The following is a 19,848-nucleotide window of genomic DNA, read 5'->3' as shown; positions in this document are numbered from 1 at the left end:
GATGGTTCGTTCCCTACGTGCCGGTGATCCCGCACAGGTCGGCGCCTACCGGCTGACCGGATTCATCGGCGAAGGCGGTCAGGGCGCTGTCTACGCGGGCCTGTCGCCGTCCGGCGAGCAGGTCGCGATCAAGCTGCTGCACGCCAGGCTGGCCGACGACTGGCAGGCCGTGGCGAGGTTCCAGCGCGAGGCCGAGTCCACCCGGCGGGTCGCGGAGTTCTGTACGGCGCGCGTCCTCGACGTCGGTGCTGCCGACGGGCGACCGTACCTGGTGAGCGAGTACGTCGAGGGGCCCTCGCTCCAGCACCAGGTCGGCGCTGGGGGGCCGCTTCGCGGGGATCAGCTCGTACGGCTGGCCATCGCCACGGCCACCGCGCTCGTGGCGATCCACCGGGCGGGGGTGGTGCATCGGGACTTCAAGCCGTCGAACGTGCTGCTGGCTCATGGCGGGCCGCGGGTGATCGACTTCGGGATCGCTCGGGCGCTCGACGTGAGCATGAGCCTGACGACCAGCGTGGTGGGGACGCCTGCTTACATGGCGCCCGAGCAGTTCAACGGGACGCCTGAGCAGGCTTCCGACCTGTTCGCCTGGGCGGGGACGATGGTGTTCGCGGCTACGGGGCGGCCTGCTTTCGGGAACGGGCCGCTGCCTGCGGTGATCCATCGGATCCTGACCTTCGGTCCTGATCTTTCCGGGGTGCCTGAGCAGTTGGGGCCGCTGGTGTTCGCCGCCCTGAACAAGGACCCGCGGATGCGCCCCACGGCCGAGCAACTGCTACAGGGCCTCCTCACCCTCCCCGCCCCCAGCCCCGTCGGCCCTTCCGACCCCGCAGGCCCCTCCGGCCCCGCGGGCCCCGGCCCCTCCGGCTTCGCGGGCCCCTCCGGCCCTGCAGGAGCCTCGGCCCATCCGGGCGCGCCCGGCCCTTCGGGCGGCCCTGGACCACTTGGAGGATCCAGCCCCGCGTGGCACTCCGGCCCCGTGGGCACCCCTGTCCCTGGAGGAGCCTCCGCCCATCTGGGCGGACACGGCCCCTCAGGCGGGCCCGGACCACTGGGAGGGCCCAGCCCTGTCGGAGGGCCCGGCCATCTCGGGGGTCCCGGTCCTGTCGGAGGAGCTGGCCAACTCGGGGGGCCTGGGTATCCGGGTGGGCCTGAGTATCCGGGTGGAGCTGGGTATCCGGGTGGGCCCGGGTATCCCGGTGGGGCTGGGTATCCGGGTGGGTATCCGGGGTCTGGGCCGGTTACTCCTACGACCCGGCCGTCGACCCGCAGGCGGCGTGGGTTGCTGGTGTCGGCTGGTGCGGGTGTGATGGCGGTCGTGGTCGGGTTGGGCGTGTGGTTGTGGCCGCGTCACGACACCGCGACGCAGGGCGGCGGCGACCCGCAGAAGGTGACGACCGGCAGCCCCGACGCCGCACTCACCGGGGTGGTCAACCCGTCCGACAGGAAGGGCGGCACGCTGAAGATGGCGACGTCCTCCGAGCTCGACTCCCCCGACCCCGGCGACACCTACCTCAACGACGTGTGGAACGTCGCCCGCCTCTACAGCCGCTCCCTGATGCTCGTCAAACCCGCGAGATCGGGCACCCAGGTGGTCCCCGACCTCGCCGAGAGCGCGGGAAAGGCGTCCGACGGCGGCAAGACCTGGACCTACCGCCTGCGCCAGGGCCTCAAGTTCTCCGACGGCACCCCCATCACCGCAGCGGACGTGAAGCACGCCGTGGCGAGGACGCTCGACAGGAAGGTCCTCGAACGCGGCCCCGCGCTCTTCTCTACCCTGCTCGGCACCAAGGGCGCCGACGCGATCACCGTCCCCGACGACTTCACGATCATCTTCAACCTGGCCAAACCGATGGCCACCTTCGACTACGCGGCAGCCCTCCTCCAGACCGCCCCCGTTCCCGAAAAAGCCGACACCGGCGCGAAATATCGTGAAAAAGTGCTCTCCTCCGGGCCCTACATGATCACGAGCGTCGCCGCCGATCGCCTCACCCTGGGCCGCAACCCCCAGTGGGTCCAGAGCACCGACCCCAACAGGACGGCCCTGCCCGACGCCTACGAGATCACCTTCGGCCAGCAGTCGGAGCAGATCGCCGCCCAGCTCCTGGCAGGCCAGATCGACGTCGGCCCGTACCTGGCTCCCCCGGCGTACGCCAGGGTGTCCGCGCAGCCGGCCCTGAGGGCCCGCACGGACATCATGACCACCGGGGTCCTGCGCTACCTGTCGGTCAACCCGCAGGTGCCGCCGCTCGACAAGATCGAGTGCCGCAAGGCCGTCCTCCAGGCGCTCGACCACACGTCACTGTCCATGGCCTTCGGCGGCGCGACGTCGGCCCAGCAGGCGACCAGCCTGCTGCCGCCAGACGAGCCCGGGTACCAGCCGCTCGACCCGTACAAGGACGACCTCAGCGCGGCCAGGGGGTGGTTGAAGGAGTGCGGTCACCCCGACGGCTTCCCGCTGACCATGGTCTATCGGGAGACCGCCAAGGACACACCGGCCGCTGAGGCGGTCCAGGCCGCGCTGGCCAAAGCGGGGATCAAGGTCACCCTCAAGGGTGTGGAGATCACGAAGTTCTACCGCGACTACGGCAAGGCGTCGACGCTGACCAAGGAGAAGGTCGGCCTGGTCTCCCGGCTCTGGGGCGCCGACCTGCCCGAGCCGGGGTCATTCCTCGCGCCGCTGGTCGACAGCAGGCTGATCCAGCCCGGCGAGGACTCCTCCAACCAGAACGTGCGCATCCCCGAGGTGGACCAGCTCATCGACAAGGCCGACGCCGAGCTCGACCCCACCCGGCGGGCCGCCCTCTGGAGCGAGGTGGACCAGCGGGTCATGAAGGAGGCGCTCCTCCTGCCGACCGTCTGGGACCGCGCGCCGCTGCTGCGCGGCGACCGCCTCACGAACGTGCAGGTGAACCGCGCGCTCCAGAACTACGACCTGCTCACGCTCGGGCTGTCGCGGTAGAAGCGCGCCGTCCCCGCCTCCACGTCGTCGGTACGGCGGGCGAACCCGGCCTTCTCCAGGACCCGGATCGACGGCGGGTTGGACAGCTCCACGTTGGCGAACACCGTGTGCACGCCGGGCGCGGTGAGGGCGAACTCGGTCAGCGCCCGCGTGGCCTCCGGCGCGTAACCCAGCCCCCGGCGGGACGGCACGACCCCGTAACCGATCTCCAGCAGCCCGTCGCCTGGCGGCCAGAACAGGCCGAGCGACCCGACCACCTGGCCGCTCTCCCGCTCGATGATCAGCCGGTGCCCGTACGGCCCCAGCCAGTCGGGAAACTTGCCGAACAGCCCGGCGATCACCTGGTCGCCCTCGGCGGGGAAGTCATCGGCCCAGCCGGGCAGCCGTGAACCCGCGACGACGGCCTGACCCTCAGCCGCGGTCCAGACCCGCAGGACGAGACGCTCAGTGGTCAGATCGGGTGTTGATGACACGTGAGGTGCTCCTAGGACGTAGCAGCGAGGGCAAGGGGAAGGACGGCCGGCGCGCCCGCGTGCCTGAGCAGCGCCGCGCCCAGCGTCATCGTCCAGCCGGTGTCGACGCGATCGTCCACCAGCAGCACCGGCCCTCCGCACGCCGCGACGGCCGCGCCCAGCTCCTTCGGCATGGCCAGCGTCCCGCGGATCGCCTGCACCCGCTTGGCGCTGTTGAACTGGCTCCCCGGCGTCCCCGCCCGGTAGCCGAGCTCCCCGAGGTAGGTGAGCCTGCCCACCTGCGCCAGCCGTTCGGCGAACCCACGCACCAGCGTGGGACGCGAGGCCGACGGCACGTTGACCACCGCCACCGGCCGCTCGCGCCACTCCCACGACGCCAGCACCTGGATGACCGCCTTGAACATGTCGTCGGGCATCGCCGCGTCACCGGCGTGGAAGAGGTCGCGCAGCCGGTTGCCCCACCCGATGTCGGTGAGCCTGCCCAGCGCCCGGCCGGGCTCCGCGCCGAGGTCGGGCTTGATCCGGCCGGACAGGTCGGACAGGCCCGTCGGCCACTGCTTGCGCGCCTCGATCTCGATGCCCGGCCTGCCCAGGCTGGCCCTGGCCGCCTCGACCGAGGCCTGGGCCAGGTCGGGCGAGCGGTGCTCGCCCGTGCAGTTGTCGCAGCGCCCGCACGGCTTGGCCGCGTCGTCGTCGAGCAGCTTGCGCAGGTATTCCTCGCGGCACTCCGTCGTGGTCAGGTAGCCGAGCATGGCCTCCTGCTCGCTCCTGCGCTCTGCCGCGATGCGGGAGTAGCGCTCGGAGTCGTAGGCCCATGGCTCGCCGGTCGCCTGCCAGCCGCCCTTGACCCGCTGGACGGCGCCGTCGACGTCGAGCACCTTGAGCATCATCTCCAGGCGGCTGCGGCTCAGGTCGACCCTGGTCTCCAGCGCCTGCGTGGACAGCACGCCACCGGCCTCCTCCAGCGCCCGCAGTGTGGACTGCACGACCGGCTCCGGCGGGAAGGCCAGCGAGGTGAAGTAGGCCCAGATGTCGCGGTCCTCCGTGCCGGGCAGCAGGACGACCTCGGCGCGCTCGACGCCGCGGCCCGCCCTGCCGACCTGCTGGTAGTAGGCGACGGGCGACTGCGGCGCGCCGACGTGGATGACGAAGCCGAGGTCGGGCTTGTCGAAGCCCATGCCGAGGGCGCTGGTGGCGACCAGCGCCTTGATCTTGTTGTTGAGCAGCGCGTCCTCGGCCGCCAGCCGTTCCGCCGGGTCGGTCTGGCCACTGTAGGCGGCCACCTCGTGGCCCTGCTCGCGCAGGAAGCTCGCGATCTCGTTGGCCGCGGCGACGGTGAGGGTGTAGACGATGCCCGAGCCCGGCAGCTCGTTCATCGCCTGGGCCAGCCAGGCCAGCCGCTGCTCAGCCGTGGGCATGCGGACGACGCTGAGGTGCAGGCTGTCGCGCTCCAGCGGGCCGCGGAGCACCATGGTGTCCTCACCCATCTGCTCGGCCACGTCGCGGGTGACCCGGGCGTTGGCCGTGGCCGTGGTGGCCAGGACGGGCACGCCCGGGTCGAGCTCCTCGAACAGCCTGGCCAGCCTGCGGTAGTCGGGTCTGAAGTCGTGGCCCCAGTCGGAGATGCAGTGGGCCTCGTCGACCACGATCAGCCCGGCGCTGTCGGCCAGCTCGGGCAGGACGTTGTCGCGGAACTCGGGGTTGTTGAGCCGCTCGGGGCTGACCAGCAGCACGTCGACCAGCCCGTCGGCGACGCGCTCGTAGACCTGGCCCCACTCCTCGGGGTTGGCCGAGTTGATGGTGACCGCCCTGATGCCCGCGCGCTCGGCCGCGGCGATCTGGTTGCGCATCAGCGCCAGCAGCGGGGAGACGATGACCGTCGGGCCCTCGCCCAGGTCGCGCAGGAGCGCGGTGGCCACGAAGTAGACGGCCGACTTGCCCCAGCCGGTGCGCTGGACGACCAGCACCCGGCGCCGGTCGACCACGAGGGCCTGGATGGCCGCCCACTGGTCGTCGCGGAGCCTGGCATGCTCGCCGGCGAGCGCCCTCAGGCGCTCCTCTGCCTCTTCGCGCAACGCCGCCACGTCTTCAAACATGTGCACCTTGTTATCAGGTTTCCCCGACGTTTTTTGCCCGAGCCGAGGCGGGAAGCAGTTCGCGCAGCTCAGAAGCGCCCGCCCGCCTGCCGTATCCGGCGAGCTGGAAGGTCTCCGCCTCCAGGAACTCGGCCCAATGCTCCAGCACGAAGGTACGGCAGGCGGCGGCGTCCCCGGCGTCCGGCGCCCGGTCCAGGAAGCCGCGCTGCCAGGGGGCGTACTCCAGGAACTGCGAGGCATGCGCCACGCAGGCGTCCAGCTTGGCCTCGATCACCTCGTCCACGTCCACGACCACGTCGTCGCGGTGGACGGGCCGCGAGGCGTAGTCCGTCATCAGCAGGCACACCGGCTGGCGCTCCAAGGGCGGGCCCGCGTCGAGGTTGCGCACGGTGACCAGCTCGACGGCGTGCTCGACCAGCTTGCCCGCCGCCCGGTTGTCCGGGTGCCCGGCGCCGTCGCCGTGCAGCGCGATCACCAGGTCGGGCCGCCAGGCGCGCAGCTCGCGCATCACCCGCATCCGAAGCTCCACGGTGGGTTCGAGCAAGCCGTCCGAGACGTCGAGGATCTCGTAGTCGACGACGCCGAGCGCGTCGGCGGCCCGCCTGGCCTCCTGCGCCCTCCGCCTGGCCAGGGGGAGCCGTTCCAGCACGTGGTGTCCGCCGTCGCCGTTGGTGAGCGTCAGGAACTTCACCGCGTGGCCGCCGCGGGCCAGCAGAGCGGCCGTGCCGCCCGCGTAGATCTCGGGTTCGTCGGGATGGGCGGCAATGATCATGGTTCGCAACATGGATTTCCTCAAGATGGAGTAAGGCCGGCCGTTCCGGCTTGGAAGACCCGCTCGCGGGTCAGGTCCAGGGCATAGCAAAGGGCGCCGTCCAGAACGGCGTTGCCCGAGGCGCGGCTCGTCACCACGCGCACGGCCGCCAGTCCTGTCGGCACGAGGAGCTCGGCGACCAGGGCGCGCAGGGGCTCGCCCGCCGCTGTGCAGAGGGGGCCGCCGAGCACGAGCATGCCCGGGTCCAGGACGCCGACGGCCGCAGTGGCGCCGAGCGCCACGCGGGAGGCCACGTCGGCGAGCAATGCGGGAGGCGCGTCTGCCAGCAGCGCGGCGACGGCTTGGAGCGTGGGTTCGACGGTCAGGCCGTGCGCCTGGGCGAGCTCGGCGATGGGACGGGTGCCGAGCAGCGCGCCCAGGGGGCCGCCGTCCGGGCCGTAGACCCGCCCGCGCGAGACCCGGTCGGGCACGACCACGGAGCCGACCTCGCCGCCCCTGCCGGTGACGCCGCGCCAGAGCGCGCCGTTGAGCACGGCTCCCGCGCCGACGCCGCCGCCCACCCACAGCAGCACGAAGCTGCTGCCCTCGTGCTCGGCAAGCTCCCTGATGGCGACGAGGTTGACGTCGTTCTCCAGGCGGAAGCGCTCGGGCCCCAGCCGTTCCCGCAGGTCGGACAGGTCGTCCAGATGCGACCACCCGGACAGCTGTACGGCCTGGCTGAGCCGTACGCCCTCGGCGTCGACCACTCCTGGGACGCCGAGCACGATCTGGTCGAGGTCGCCGAGCACGAACCCCGCCTCGGCGGCCGCCGTCTCGACGGCCGCGGTGAGGAACTCGACCGCGTCGGCGCCCTCGCCTGGGGCCTGTGACGCGTGCCGTACCAGGACGCGGCCGGTCAGGTCGGCGACGGACACCTCCACGCCGCGCGCGGTGAGGTCGATGCCCGCCACCAGCGCTGCCGAGCCGTCCAGCTCCCACATCTGCGCCGCCGGGCCCGCGTTGCCCGGCTTGTGGCCCGCCTTCCTGACCAGGGCGCCCTTCTCCAGCCTGCGCAGCACCTCGGCTGAGGACGCCTTGGACAGGCCCGTGTGCAGCTCCAGCTCGGCGCGGGTCAGGGTGCCGTGCGCCAGGAGCAGTTCCAGGGCGGCGCGCTCGTTGAGCGTGCGGAAGACCTTGGGGTTGGCTGCGGACATGCTCACTTCACGGCTCCCGATGTCAGCCCGGACTGGATATGTCGCTGGAAGACGATATACGCGAGCACGACCGGCAGGACCGTCATGCTGAGCGCCGCGAACAGGGCGGGCCAGTCGGCCTCGTACCCGGCGATGACCGAGATGTCGGCCACCCCCTGGGTGATCACCCACTTGCTCTTGTCGCCGGAGAGCAGCACGAGCGGGAGCAGGTACTGGTTCCACTGGCCGAGCACGTTGAAGATCGTCAGGCTGACCAGCCCTGGCTTGGCCATGGGCAGCATGACCTGGAAGAACGTCCGGGTGTGCGAGGCGCCGTCGATCAGCGCCGCCTCGGCGACCGCGTCGGGCAGCCCCCTGAAGAACGACGTCAGGAAGAACACCGTGAACGGCAGCGAGTAGGCGATGTAGACCAGGACCAGCCCGACGTGGGTGTTGAGCAGGCCGAGCCCGTCCACCACGAAGAAGAGCGGGACCAGGGCGAGGAAGACGGGGAAGGCCATCCCGGAGACGAACAGGCCGTAGATCAGCCGGTTGCCCGGGAACCTGTAGCGGGCCAGCACGTAGGCGGCCATCGAGCTGAGCAGCATCGTGCCCGCGACGCCGAAGAAGACCACGACGACGGTGTTGAGCAGGTAGCGCCCGACGTTGGCCCGCTCCCAGGCCCTGACCCAGTTGTCCCAGCGCAGCTCGCCGGGCAGTTGCAGGGCGTCGCCGAAGATCTCGGCGTTGCTCTTGAAGGAGGCGAGCAGCGTCCACACCAGCGGCGCGACGATGAGCAGCGCCCAGATCCCCAGGACTACCTGGATACCGATTCTCTTCGACATTTCAGTACACGACCCTTTCGCGGCGGGTGACGCGCATCGTCAGGGCGGCGAACGTGAGGGTCAGGAAGAACAGCGCCACGCCCATGGCCGAGGCGTAGCCGAAGCGGGAGTAGCCGAACGCGTTCTTGTAGATCTCCACGGCCAGCACCGTGGTCGCGCCGTCCGGGCCGCCCTGCTCCATGGACAGCACGTTGACCAGCGCGAACCCGTCGAACGCCGCGATGCCGAGATAGACCCAGCCCACCTGTACGGTGTCCCAGATCAGCGGCAGCGTGATCGAGAAGAACATCCGCAGCCGCCCCGCCCCGTCGAGCGAGGCCGCCTCGAACACGTCCTTCGGGATCGCCGCCATCCCGGCGGAGAACAGCACGACGTAGAAGCCGACCCCCTGCCAGACCATCACCGCGATGATCGACCACAGCGCCAGGTTCTGGTCGGTCAGCCAGCCGACCGGCTCCACGCCGAGCCTGGCCAGCGCGCCGTTGACGACCCCACTCTGGTCGGGGCGGAACACCGCCTTGAACAGCACGCCGACCACGGCCACGGCCAGCACCTGCGGCAGGAAGAACACCACCCGGTAGAACCCCGAGCCGCCGGTCTTCCCCGTGCCCGGGTCGAGCAGGTAGGACAGCGCCAGGGCGACGGCGATGGTCAGCAGCGGCATGGCCGCCAGCAGGATCGCGTGGTTGCGCAGGGCCTGCCAGAACGGCGTGCTGCCGAACAGCCGGGTGAAGTTGTCGAACCCGACGTAACGCAGGTTCGCCGACACTCCGCGCCAGTCGGTGAGCGCGATCTGGAACGCCTGGGCGTACGGACTGATCACGAAGACCGCGTAGAGGGCGACGGGCAGGACCAGGAACCCGGCGACGAAGCCGTATTTCCTCACCTGGTCTGCTTGGCGATCGAGGAGTCCCCCTTGAGGTCGTCCGCCTTCTTCTGCATGTTGGCGCAGAACTCCGCCGGGGTGATCCGTCCGGCCATGACCGAGTTAGTCTGGGTCTGCCCGTAGTCGAACAGCTCCTTGTACCAGCCCTCGAAGCGGGCGTCGGTGATGGTGTTCTGCCCGGCCGCCTCCTGCGCCCTGGCCGCGCTCTCGACGGCCGAGGTGAGCTTGAGCCCGTCCACCACCCCGTTGACCACGGTGAGGTTCCTGGTCATCTCGGTGTAGCCGCGTGCGCCCTCGCGCGACAGCATGAGCCGCAGGTACTCCAGCCCGCCCTGCGGGTTCTCGCCCTTGGCCGAGACGAAGAAGGCCTCGGACACCCCGATCATGATCGCCTCGTACGGCAGGGCGTCGGCGGCCGTGATGCTGGGCACCGGGGCGATCGCGTACTCGAAGGTGTCCGGCTTGTCCTTGGCCATCTCGTTCTCCAGCCACGAGCCGCACGGGTAGAACAGCACCTTGTCCTGGAGCTGCTTGACCTGCGTCTGGGTGTGGTCGAGGCCGAAGTAGGCCGGGTCGCCGTAGTCCTTCTGGAGCTTGGCCCACGCGGTGACCGCCTGGAGGACGGCGTCGGCCTTCCACGCCCCGTCGGCCAGGTTGTCGATGTCCACGATGACCTTGTTGCCACCGATCTTGGCGGCGCTGTAGACGAGGTTCCACAGCTGGTAGAACGGCCCGACCTGGCCCGGGTACGCGAACAGGGCGATGCCCTCCGCCTTGGCCTTCTCCCCCAGCGCGGTGAACTCGGCCCAGGTACGCGGCGCCGTCCAGCCCTTGGCCTGGAACAGCTTGGCGTTGTACCAGAGCGCGCGGTGCGCCACGGTGTACTGCAGGACCCTCGGCACGCCGTCGATCAGGGAGTTCTCGTAGACGCCGCCGACGAGCGTCTCGCGGACGGTCTTGCCGGGGAAGGCGAGCGACGGCGCGGCGAACAGCGGCGTCAGGTCGGCCAGGTGGCCCTCGGCGACCAGTGACTGCAGGTCGAGCGCCTCGGGGCCCGAGTTGTTGACCACGTCGGGGGCGTCGCCCGCGATGAAGCGGGGGCGCAGCTGCGTGCCGACCTTCTGGGTGGCCACGTGCTTGATCTTCGCCTGCGGGTAGGCCTTGCTGTAGGCGGCCTCGTGCAGGTCGACGGCGTACTTGTCGCTGTTGCCCCCACTGAAGATCACCACTTCGAGCGGGCTCGCCGCCTGGACGCCGAAGGGGTTGGCGGCGGAGGTCGCGGCGGCCGAGGCCGTGGCGGAGGGGGCCGGGGTGGCCGACCGGCCGGTGGCGCAGGCTGCGAGGGGGGCGGCCAGCGCGGCGAGGCCGAGACCACGCAGGACGTCGCGGCGGGCGAGGGACATGGTTCCTCCTGAGCGCTAACCGTCTGGATACCTTCCAGACGGTTAGCGGCCGACTATAGGTTGACGTCGCGAAGAGCGTCAACCTTTCGTCCTCAGAACTGCGCGCGCAACGCCGCCTTCGCCGCCTCGGGCGCGCCGATCAGGTCGAGGCAGCTCAGCGCCGCCCCCACGATCGGCGGCGCGTCGGCGACCACCCGTTTCGCGTGCGGCGCCCTGGCGGAGAACCGCTCCTCCAGCAACGCGCCGAGCAGCGGGTCGCGGGCGCGCAGCACTCCCCCGCCGAGCACGATCTCCGTCGGCGTCTCCAGCAGGTCCAGACGGCGCAGGCAGACCTCGGCCATGGTCACGACCTCGTCGGCCAGCCGTTCGACCAGGCCCCTGGCGATCCCGTCGCCCTGGGCAGCGACCTGGAGCAGGCCGGGGGTGAGCACGAACAGGTCGGCCCTGGACAGCCGCCCGAAGTGCAGGTCGAGGATGACCTGCTCGACCGTGTCCGCGCCGAAGGTGGCCTTGATCAGCCCGGCCAGCTCGGTCGGCCCGCCCCTGCCGTCCTCGGCCCTGGCCGCGTGCCACAGCGCCTCGTCGGCCAGGCCGCCACCGCCGCCCCAGTCGCCGCTGATCGCGCCGAGCGACAGGAACCTGGCGACCCGGCCGTCCGGCGCGACGCCGACCGCGTTGATCCCGGCGCCGCAGACCACCGCGACGCCCCACGGCCCTGACGCTCCTGAACGCAGCAGGGCGAACGTGTCATTACGCACCAGCACGCTGCCCGCGAGGTTGCGCCCGGAGATTTCCGCACTCAGGGCGTCTTCTTCCTCCGGAAGATCCGCCCCCGCCAGGTAGGCCACCAGGTGCTCGGCGCGGCCGTCGAAGCCCAGGGCCTGCCGTACGACGTGGTCGATCACGTCGACCGCGGCCGGGGCGCCCTCGCTCTGGGGGAGGAACGGCCCGCCCTTGCCCCTGGCGAGGACCTGGCCGTCGGGGGTGAAGAGGAGCACGTCGGTCTTGCTGTTGCCGCCGTCGACGGCCAATAGGGTCACCACGGCAGGAACCCGCGGTTGTTGTCCAGCAGCAGCCCGGTCAGCTCGGCGGCGACGGCCTCCTGGCCGACCAGCGGGTGGGCGAGCAGGGCGTTGCGCACGCGGTCGGCTCCGCCGTACAGGGCCGCCTGGAGGGCCAGTTCCTCGTAGGCCGACACGCCCGCGACCAGGCCCGCGTAGAGCGGGTCCAGGGGTTCGACGGGCAGGGGTACGGCTCCCGCCGCGGTGATCCGCGCCGGGACCTCGATGACCGCGTCGTCGGCCAGGAAGGACAGCGTGCCGTTGTTGCGGGTGTTGACGACCTGGACGTCGCCCCTGTCGCCCAGGAGTGAGGCGATGAGCGCCACGGCGGCCTCGGAGTAGAACGCGCCGCCGCGCTTGGAGAGCAGCTCGGGCTTGGTGTCCGTGGCCGGGTCCGCGTACAGCTTGAGGAGTTCCTGCTCCATCGCGGCCACCTCGGCGGCGCGTGACGGCTTGGCCTTCTGCTCGCCGACCACGATGTCGTGGGCGTAGAAGTAACGCAGGTAGTAGGAGGGCACCGTCCGGAGGCGGGTGACCAGCTCCAGCGGCAGGCCGATGTCGTCGGCGATCTCCCGGCCGTGGTCGGCGATGAGCTGCGGCAGCACGTCGACGCCGTCGACGTGGACGGAACGCTCCCAGGTGAGGTGATTGAGGCCGACGTGGCCCAGGCTGACCTGTTCCGGCGCGACGCCCAGGTGCTTGGCGAACCTGCGCTGGAAGCCGATCGCGACGTTGCAGAGCCCGATCGCGCGGTGTCCCGCGTCGAGCAGCGCCCTGGTGACGATGCCGACCGGGTTGGTGAAGTCGACGATCCACGCGTCAGGGGCGTGCGCGCGCACCTTCTCGGCCAGCTCCAGGACGACGGGGACCGTACGGAGCGCCTTGGCCAGGCCGCCCGCGCCGGTCGTCTCCTGGCCGACGCAGCCGCACTGCAGCGGGAAGGTCTCGTCCACGTCGCGCGCCGCCTGGCCGCCCACGCGGAGCTGGAACAGGACGGCCCGCGCGCCCCGGACGCCGGTCTCGACGTCCGGGGTGGCGACGACCTCGGCCGGGTGCCCGGCCTTGGCGAGCATGCGACGGGCCACCCCGGCGACCAGCTCCAGGCGATGGGCGTCGGGGTCGATCAGCGCGATCTCGCTGAGCGGCAGGTCGTCGCGCAGCCGCGCGAACCCGTCGATCAGCTCGGGGGTGTAGGTGGATCCGCCTCCTACGACGGCGAGCTTCATGGGGGCTCCAAGAATTAGGAAACTTTCCTAAATGTTAGCCCCCGGTGGGTTTCACCGGTCCTGGTGTTCCGGGAAGGCGTTGACGGTCACGCGGTGCATCCTGCGGCGCTCGGTGTAGTCGGCGACGGCGTAGTGCTGGGTGGGCCGGTTGTCCCAGAAGGCGAGGGTGCCGGGCGCCCACTTGAGCCTGCACTGGTACTCGGGCGACCTGATGTGGTCGATCAGCAGGGGCAGCAGCGCCTCGTTCTCCCGGTCCGTGAGCCCCACCAGCCTGGTCGTGGAGGCGCGGTTGACGAACAGCGCCTTGCGCCCGGTCTCCGCGTGCACCCGCACCACCGGGCGCTCGATCGGCGGCCACTTCGCCTGGATCTCCTCCAGGACGAAGGGGTGTCCCTTGGAGATGGCCTTCTTCATCGACATCGTGATGTCGTGCACGGCCGTCAGCTCGTCGCACAGGCGCTGCAGGGACGGCGACAGCGTCTCGTAGGCCAGGTAGGTGTTGGCCCAGCAGGTGTCACCGCCGACGCTCGGCAACTGGACGCAGCGCAGCAGCGACCCCATGGGCGGGGTCGGCTCGAAGGTGTTGTCGCTGTGCCACTCGTCGCCGCCCTCGCCCTTGGGGTCGGTCTGGTCGAGGACGTGGATGGGGCTGTCGCTGTCCTTCTTGAAGGCCGGGTGGTTGAGCGAGCCGAAGTTCAGCGCGAACTGCAGGTGCTGCTCGTCGTCGATGTGCTGCTCGCGGAAGAACAGCACCAGGTGCTTCAGCCAGCCCTGCCTCAGCGTGGCCACTTCCTCGGGCGACAGGGGTTTGCGCAGATCGACCCCGGTCACCTCGGCGCCTATGTGCTTGGTCACGGGATGGAACTCGATCACGACGGCCTCCGGCAGCTCAGGGGGTTCTTACGCTATAAACAAGCAACCGCTTGGTCAAGGTTACTATGGTGCCGGTGGACGTCACTACGTGGTACCTGGAGCAGACCTCCCCCGCCGACCTCCTCCCGGCGAAGCCGCCGCGGCTGCCCGTGGAGATCGTGCGGGCCGAGGTGGTCTCGCCGGAGTTCAGCCGGTTCCTGTACGCGTCGGTCGGCGGCGACTGGCAGTGGACCGACCGGCTCTCCTGGACCTTCGCCGAGTGGACGTCCTACCTGGAGCGGCCCGGCGTGGAGACGTGGGTGGCCTGGCATCGGGGCACCCCGGCCGGATACGCGGAGTTCGACACGTCGGGCGACGGCCAGGTGGAGATCGCCTACTTCGGGCTGCTGCCGTACGCGATGGGCGGTGGCGTCGGCGGGGCACTGCTTCATGCTGGTACGGCTCGCGCCTGGGACCTCGCCTCGCGCCATCCGTCTGTTGCTGAGACCACGCGCGTCTGGTTGCACACGTGCTCGCTGGACGGGCCCGCGGCGCTGGCCAACTACCAGGCTCGCGGCTTCCGCGTCTACGACGAGCGGTTGAACGAGCCCGGCGACCTGGACGCGGGCACCACCCCCGGCCCGTGGCCGGGAGCCATGCGCGGGCTTCCCCCGCAGCGAAATTCTCCGGCGTAAGCCGTACAGAACGGGCGCTGAAGTCGCGAGCACCCGTGCCATTCGGCACAATGTTCGACATGGCCCGACGCACGACCACACCCCCGCCTGAGGACTTCGAGGAGCGGATCGTCGATATCGACGTGTCCTCGGAGATGCGCAACAGCTACCTCGAGTACGCCTACTCGGTCATCTACCAGCGTGCGCTCCCCGACGCGCGCGACGGGCTCAAGCCCGTCCAGCGCCGCATCCTCTACTCGATGAGCGAGATGGGGCTGCGTCCTGACCGCGGCCACGTCAAGTCCTCGCGCGTGGTCGGCGACGTCATGGGCAAGCTGCACCCGCACGGCGACACTGCGATCTACGACGCGCTGGTCCGCATGGCGCAGCCGTTCTCCATGCGGCTCCCGCTGGTCGACGGGCACGGCAACTTCGGCTCCCCCGACGACTCGCCGGCCGCCATGCGTTACACCGAGGCCAGGCTGTCGCCCGCGGCGATGCTCATGGTGCAGTCGCTCGACGAGGACACCGTCGACTTCAAGCCCAACTACGACGGGCAGGAGACCGAGCCCACGGTCATGCCGTCGGCGTTCCCCAACCTGCTGGTCAACGGCACGACGGGCATCGCGGTCGGCATGGCGACCAACATGGCGCCGCACAACCTCGTCGAGGTCGTCGCCGCGGCCCGCCACCTCATCAAGAAGCCGGGCGCGACGCTCGACGAGCTGATGAAATACGTGCCGGGCCCCGACCTGCCCACCGGCGGTTCGATCATCGGGCTGCAGGGCATCCGCGACGCCTACGAGAGCGGGCGCGGCACCTTCCGCATGCGCGCCAAGTGCGCGATCGAGCAGGTCACACCGCGGCGCAAGGGCATCATCGTCACCGAGCTGCCCTACAACGTCGGCCCCGAGCGCGTGGTCACCAAGATCAAGGAGCTGGTGACCTCCAAGAAGCTGCTGGGCATCTCCGACCTCAAGGACCTCACCGACCGGCACAAGGGCCTGCGCCTGGTCATCGAGGTCAAGAACGGCTTCATCCCCGAGGCGGTGCTGGAGGAGCTCTACCGGCTGACGCCGATGGAGGAGACCTTCGGCATCAACAACGTGGCGCTCGTCGACGGCGAGCCGCGCACGCTGGGCCTGCGCGAGATGCTGCAGGTCTACGTCGACCACCGCCTCGAGGTCGTCCGGCGGCGCTCCGAATACCGCAGGCGCAAGCGCCAGGAGCGGCTGCACCTGGTCGACGGCCTCATCATCGCGCTGCTCAACATCGACGAGGTCATCCAGGTCATCCGCACCTCCGACGACTCGGGGCAGGCGCGCGCCCGGTTGATGGAGATCTTCGACCTGTCCGACATCCAGGCCGCCTACATCCTCGACACGCCGCTGCGCCGCCTGACCCGCTTCGACAAGCTCGAGCTCGACCGCGAGAAGGAGACGCTGAGCGAGGAGATCGCGGCGCTGACCGAGATCCTGTCCTCGCCCGAGCGGCTGCGCCAGGTGGTCTCCTCCGAGCTGGCCGAGGTCGCCAAGCAGTACGGCACGCCCCGCCGTACGGTGCTGCTGGAGGCGTCCGGGGTGGCGCGCAGCGCGGCGGTGACGCTCGAGGTCGCCGACGACCCGTGCCTCGTGCTGCTGTCGTCCACCGGCCTGCTGGCCCGCACCACCGACGCCTCCCCGCTGGCCGGGGGCGCGGAGCGGGCCGCGCACGACGTGCTCGTGTCCGCGATCCGCTCATCCGTGCGCGGCGACGTGGGGGTGGTGACCTCGCTCGGGCGCATGATCCGCGTCTCCGTCGTCGACCTGCCCACCCTGCCGCCGTCGGCCAACCCGCCGTCGCTGTCCGGGGGGCACCCGATCGCCGAGTACGTCACGCTGGGCGCAGGGGAGGTCGTGGTGGGTCTCGGCTCGCTCGACCCCGACGGGCCCGGGCTCGCGCTGGGCACGGCGCAGGGCGTGGTGAAGCGGGTGGTACCCGAATACCCGGGCAACCGGGACGACTTCGAAGTGATCGGGCTCAAGGACGGGGACACCGTGGTGGGCGCGGTGGAGCTCACGTCCGAGGACCACGACCTGGTCTTCATCACCTCCGACGCGCAACTCCTCCGCTACCCGGCCTCCGTGGTACGCCCGCAGGGCCGTCCCGCCGGGGGGATGGCGGGCATCCGGCTGGACGACGGGGCGCGGGTCATCTGGTTCGGCGTGGTGAACCCCGCGCATCCCGCCCAGGTGGTGACGGTGGCGGGCACCTCGACGGCGCTGCCGGGGACACAGGTGGGGGGCGGCAAGGTCTCCGACTACGCCGAGTTCCCGGCCAAGGGGCGGGCTACCGGTGGTGTGCGGGCGCAACGGTTCCTGAAGGGTGAGGACGTTCTGCTGCTGGCGTGGGCCGGTCCCGCGCCTGCCAAGGCGGTGTCGGCGGTGGGCAAGCCCATCCCGCTGCCTGACGAGATCAGCAGGCGGGACGGGTCGGGTTTGCGCCTCACCCACACGATCGGCGCGGTGGGCGGCTCGCTGGCCGCCTCGCCCGACGACCAGCCCGCTGCTTCGACGGAGTCAACGGAACTCTTCTGACACCGCTCCCCGCGGGGTCCCCTGAGGGACTACCGCGGGGGGTTTCCGATCTCCCGGGGCACTGCGCGGCATCCCGGCGAGGGGATCATCTCGCCCTACTGACGAGACCACCGCGCAGGGCTGAGGGCATCAGCGCGTTGCTGCATCATGCGGGGGCTGCACGCCATGCGGGCCATCGTGATGTCCTGGCGTGCGCGGGTCTGCGTTCACCAGGTCGCCGCACGACGCGCCCCTGCCGTCCCATGACGCCTCAGCGCTTGAGGGGTCGTGCCTTCACACCCGGCGGTTTCGTTCCAGCGACGCGGGTGATGGGGCTTCGGGGTCAGGGGAGGGTGGTGAGCTTGCCTGCGAGGCGGGTCAGGTCGGCGGGGTGGTCGGCTGCCGTGGTGGTGCCCGCGACGGTGATCGAGGCGGCGACCGCGGAGTCGAGGAAGATGTTGACGCCCTTCACGATGAAGTCGTCGGCGACACCGTCCACGATGCGGATCACGGCGCCGCCTCCCCTGCACGTCACGACCTCCACCTCACCGAGGGGGGTCTCGACGCGTACGGGACCGTCGTTGTCGGCGGCGGCCAGGACGGTGAGGTAGGCGGTGCGGTTCCCGCCGGTGGTGCGCAGGAACGCGTCGGCCTTGCCGTACACGACCCTGAGGGTCTTGGGTGACGGGACCTGGGTGGGACGAACTGCGGCAGGAGCGCGGGTGGCCGACGTTGCGCCAGTCGGGGAGGTGTCGGCCTGCGAGAGCGCGGCTTGGGAGGGACGATCCGTCTGGGCGGGCCGATGCTTCTGGCTGCTAGCTGCGGAGGCGCCCTCGACGTGGAGGGTTGGGGTGAAGCGGGCGTAGGGGTGGAGGTGTTCGTCGAGGGTGGGGGGTGGGCCGTCCATGTGCAGGGTGCCGCCCTGGGCGACATAGGCGGCCAGGAGGTCCTGGGCGTGGCGGTGCATGAAAGGGCCGCTGGGAACGGTCAGCACTGGGTGCTGGGAGAGCTCGTCCAGCGTGGCGGTCTCCAGATCGACGATGGCGTAGTCGTGGCCTGCCGCCCTCATGCGGTCGTGGAAGGCGCGTAGAAGGCGGCCGCACTCTGGAGTGCGGGCGTCTTCCGAGGTACGGGCGTCCTCTGCTGTGCGGACGCCATCCGGAGTGCGGGCGGCTTCTGGAGTGCGGGCGTCATCCGGAGTGCAGGCTTCTTCTGGGGCATCGGGCGACGTCTCTGGCGTCTGTGCTGTGGGGGTTTGGGCGGCTATGGCCGCGTAGGGGGTGTAGAGGGCGAAGGCGCCTGTCGTTACGGGGGTTGCGGTGAGGAACTCCTGGCCGTGTTGGGCGAAGAAGTCGGCCAGCGCCTTGACCACCGGGGCCTTCACGGTCGGGGTGCCGTCGGCGGCGATCGGGGCGCAGTCGGGGTACGGCGCGCTGTGCGTCGAGTCCAGCGTGTCGGGCCAGGTGGAGGTGGAGGCTCCGGTGTAGACGTTGAAGCCGGTCGCGCCTGTTGCCAGGGCCAGGAGGGTTTGGTGGTAGCTGGTGGTGGCGTCGGCGTAGGCGCGGTCGTACAGCTCGGAGAAGCCCCAGTTCTCCTCCAGGTTCGGTCCTGGGGCGAGTTTGGCGGCGATCACGTAGCGGGCCTGGGCGTCCGGGGAGGCGGAGACCACGCCCATCCAGTTGGTGAAGCCGTAGTGGATGCCGTCCCAGGTGCCTGGGCGGACTCGGGTGAGCCAGTCGTCCAGGTCTTCGACGGTGGGCGGGTTGAGGTTCACCACCACGGGGACCCGGCAGCCTACGGCGTCGCTCCAGCGACGGTAGACCTCGTGCAGGTAGGTGGCGTGGAAGCGGCCCCAGTCGACGTACGACTGGAGTGCAGCCAGGGACCCGATAGCGGAGGCGAGCGTCTCAGGGGTGGGCGCTGCTTTTGTGGCGGTGGACGTCGCTTCGGCCCGGGTCAGTGTTGCCTGGGCGGGAGTCAGTGCCTCTTGGGTGGGGGTCGGTGCCTCGTGGGCGGCGGTCAGTCCCTCTTGAGCGGGCGAGGGTGTCTCCAGAGGGGGTTTCGTGGGGTGGGGTGGGGTGGGGGCGGTCCAGGTGGTGTGGGTGGTGTGGTGGGTTCGGTTGTATTCGTCCAGCGTGCCGTACCACTCGCGCAGGCAGTCGCGGAAGAACGCCACCCCCGACGCGCTGTAGTCGTACGCCGTCAACGGCAATGCCCCGTTGGTGAAGATGCCCTCGTTGGCGATCTGCATCATGATCACCGGGCCCTCCGGATACGTCGCCGCGTCGAGGACCTCCTTGCCCACCGCCGCCAGCCACTGCCCGGCGTGAGCGGCGAAAGCCGTACCCAAAGGCGCCGGCAACGTCAGGCCCGCCCATCGCGACGGCTGGCCCCACGCGTCCAGAAGGGGTTCGATCGTGGGGTTGTGTTCCGGGCACACCCAGTCGGGCAGGCCCCCGAAGTCGGTCTCGGCGTGGATGAAAGGGCCGGGTTTGGCGATGACCTTGAGGCCGAGCGAGTGACATAGGCGGAAAAATCCGACGACGTCAGTGGCTGCCCCTGTCTGGCCGGTGAAGTCGGGGTCCATGGACGCCACCGGCTGGTGGTGCCGCCACGGCAGGTAGCTGCTGATCACCTCGATGCCCAGGTCGTCGCGCATCGCGCGCAGCCGGTCCGCCCACACCGCCGGATCGTCACGGTAGTACGGGTAGTCGGCGGTGACGAGCACGCGCGGTGCTCCGTCGATGACGGTGACGCCGTCGCGCACGTCGATGGTCACGCTGGTACCCCCTAGGGTTAATTTACGCCTTGGAAGAACCATGCCACGCGCCTCACCTGGAGCTCAAGACCCTCCAGCCTGACTTATTTCGA

The 19,848-nt window shown here is 70.5% G+C and carries 14 protein-coding genes; 3 read left to right on the top strand and 11 right to left on the bottom strand.

Going from position 1 to position 19,848, the window contains the following annotated elements:
- The first annotated feature begins 1 nt into the window (after position 1).
- Positions 2-2,962 (top strand): ABC transporter substrate-binding protein, encoded by a 2,961-nt coding sequence (locus tag ACIBG8_RS30615; RefSeq protein WP_397346484.1) that lies wholly within the window; start codon positions 2-4, stop codon positions 2,960-2,962.
- On the opposite strand, the gene ACIBG8_RS30610 is transcribed toward ACIBG8_RS30615, so the two are convergent.
- The 10 genes from ACIBG8_RS30610 to ACIBG8_RS30565 form a co-directional block, all read right to left on the bottom strand.
- A complete protein-coding gene (locus ACIBG8_RS30610; RefSeq protein ID WP_397346483.1) occupies positions 2,929-3,435 on the bottom strand; it encodes a GNAT family N-acetyltransferase in 507 nt (168 codons plus the stop codon). The genes ACIBG8_RS30615 and ACIBG8_RS30610 overlap by 34 nt on opposite strands.
- Before the next feature lie 11 nt (positions 3,436-3,446).
- Positions 3,447-5,531 carry a RecQ family ATP-dependent DNA helicase gene (locus ACIBG8_RS30605; RefSeq protein WP_397346482.1) on the bottom strand — a complete coding sequence of 695 codons (2,085 nt, stop codon included), beginning with the start codon at positions 5,529-5,531 and terminating at the stop codon, positions 3,447-3,449.
- A gap of 13 nt (positions 5,532-5,544) precedes the next feature.
- A complete protein-coding gene (locus ACIBG8_RS30600; RefSeq protein ID WP_397346481.1) occupies positions 5,545-6,303 on the bottom strand; it encodes a PIG-L deacetylase family protein in 759 nt (252 codons plus the stop codon).
- 20 nt (positions 6,304-6,323) lie between these two features.
- Complete coding sequence (locus ACIBG8_RS30595; protein ID WP_397347804.1) at positions 6,324-7,496, bottom strand: ROK family protein; 1,173 nt, start codon at positions 7,494-7,496, stop codon at positions 6,324-6,326.
- A 2-nt stretch (positions 7,497-7,498) separates the two neighbouring features.
- On the bottom strand, positions 7,499-8,320 hold the full coding sequence (locus ACIBG8_RS30590) for a carbohydrate ABC transporter permease (protein WP_397346480.1): 822 nt from the start codon (positions 8,318-8,320) through the stop codon (positions 7,499-7,501).
- Position 8,321: 1 nt separating this feature from the next.
- Positions 8,322-9,206, bottom strand: a complete 885-nt coding sequence (locus ACIBG8_RS30585) for a carbohydrate ABC transporter permease (protein WP_397346479.1) — start codon at positions 9,204-9,206, stop codon at positions 8,322-8,324.
- Positions 9,203-10,609, bottom strand: a complete 1,407-nt coding sequence (gene ngcE / locus ACIBG8_RS30580; protein ID WP_397346478.1) for an N-acetylglucosamine/diacetylchitobiose ABC transporter substrate-binding protein — start codon at positions 10,607-10,609, stop codon at positions 9,203-9,205. Before ngcE ends, ACIBG8_RS30585 begins: the two co-directional genes overlap by 4 nt.
- Positions 10,610-10,701: 92 nt before the next feature.
- The gene (locus ACIBG8_RS30575) at positions 10,702-11,652 is read right to left on the bottom strand and encodes an N-acetylglucosamine kinase (RefSeq protein ID WP_397346477.1); all 951 of its coding nucleotides are present in this window, start codon (positions 11,650-11,652) and stop codon (positions 10,702-10,704) included.
- Entirely contained in the window at positions 11,646-12,896 is a 1,251-nt protein-coding gene (locus ACIBG8_RS30570; RefSeq protein WP_397346476.1) for a 6-phospho-beta-glucosidase, read from the bottom strand. The genes ACIBG8_RS30575 and ACIBG8_RS30570 overlap by 7 nt, the downstream gene beginning before the upstream one ends.
- Positions 12,897-12,947: 51 nt before the next feature.
- Positions 12,948-13,769: a TauD/TfdA dioxygenase family protein gene (locus tag ACIBG8_RS30565; RefSeq protein ID WP_397346475.1), complete on the bottom strand. Its 822-nt coding sequence runs from the start codon at positions 13,767-13,769 to the stop codon at positions 12,948-12,950.
- Between the two features lie 74 nt (positions 13,770-13,843).
- On the opposite strand from ACIBG8_RS30565, the gene ACIBG8_RS30560 reads away from it, so the two are divergent.
- Together ACIBG8_RS30560 and ACIBG8_RS30555 are read left to right on the top strand one after the other, a co-directional pair.
- Complete coding sequence (locus ACIBG8_RS30560) at positions 13,844-14,443, top strand: GNAT family N-acetyltransferase (RefSeq protein ID WP_397346474.1); 600 nt, start codon at positions 13,844-13,846, stop codon at positions 14,441-14,443.
- 50 nt (positions 14,444-14,493) lie between these two features.
- Positions 14,494-16,998 carry a DNA topoisomerase (ATP-hydrolyzing) subunit A gene (locus tag ACIBG8_RS30555; RefSeq protein WP_397347803.1) on the top strand — a complete coding sequence of 835 codons (2,505 nt, stop codon included), beginning with the start codon at positions 14,494-14,496 and terminating at the stop codon, positions 16,996-16,998.
- Positions 16,999-17,320: 322 nt separating this feature from the next.
- On the opposite strand, the gene ACIBG8_RS30550 is transcribed toward ACIBG8_RS30555, so the two are convergent.
- A complete protein-coding gene (locus tag ACIBG8_RS30550; protein WP_397346473.1) occupies positions 17,321-19,756 on the bottom strand; it encodes a beta-galactosidase in 2,436 nt (811 codons plus the stop codon).
- Positions 19,757-19,848: the final 92 nt, after the last annotated feature.

Origin of the sequence: Nonomuraea sp. NPDC050556 (assembly GCF_044457355.1) — a bacterium.
GTDB lineage: Bacteria > Actinomycetota > Actinomycetes > Streptosporangiales > Streptosporangiaceae > Nonomuraea.
The sequence above is the reverse complement of the archived record's forward strand: the minus strand, read 5'-3'. Positions and strand labels throughout refer to the sequence as shown.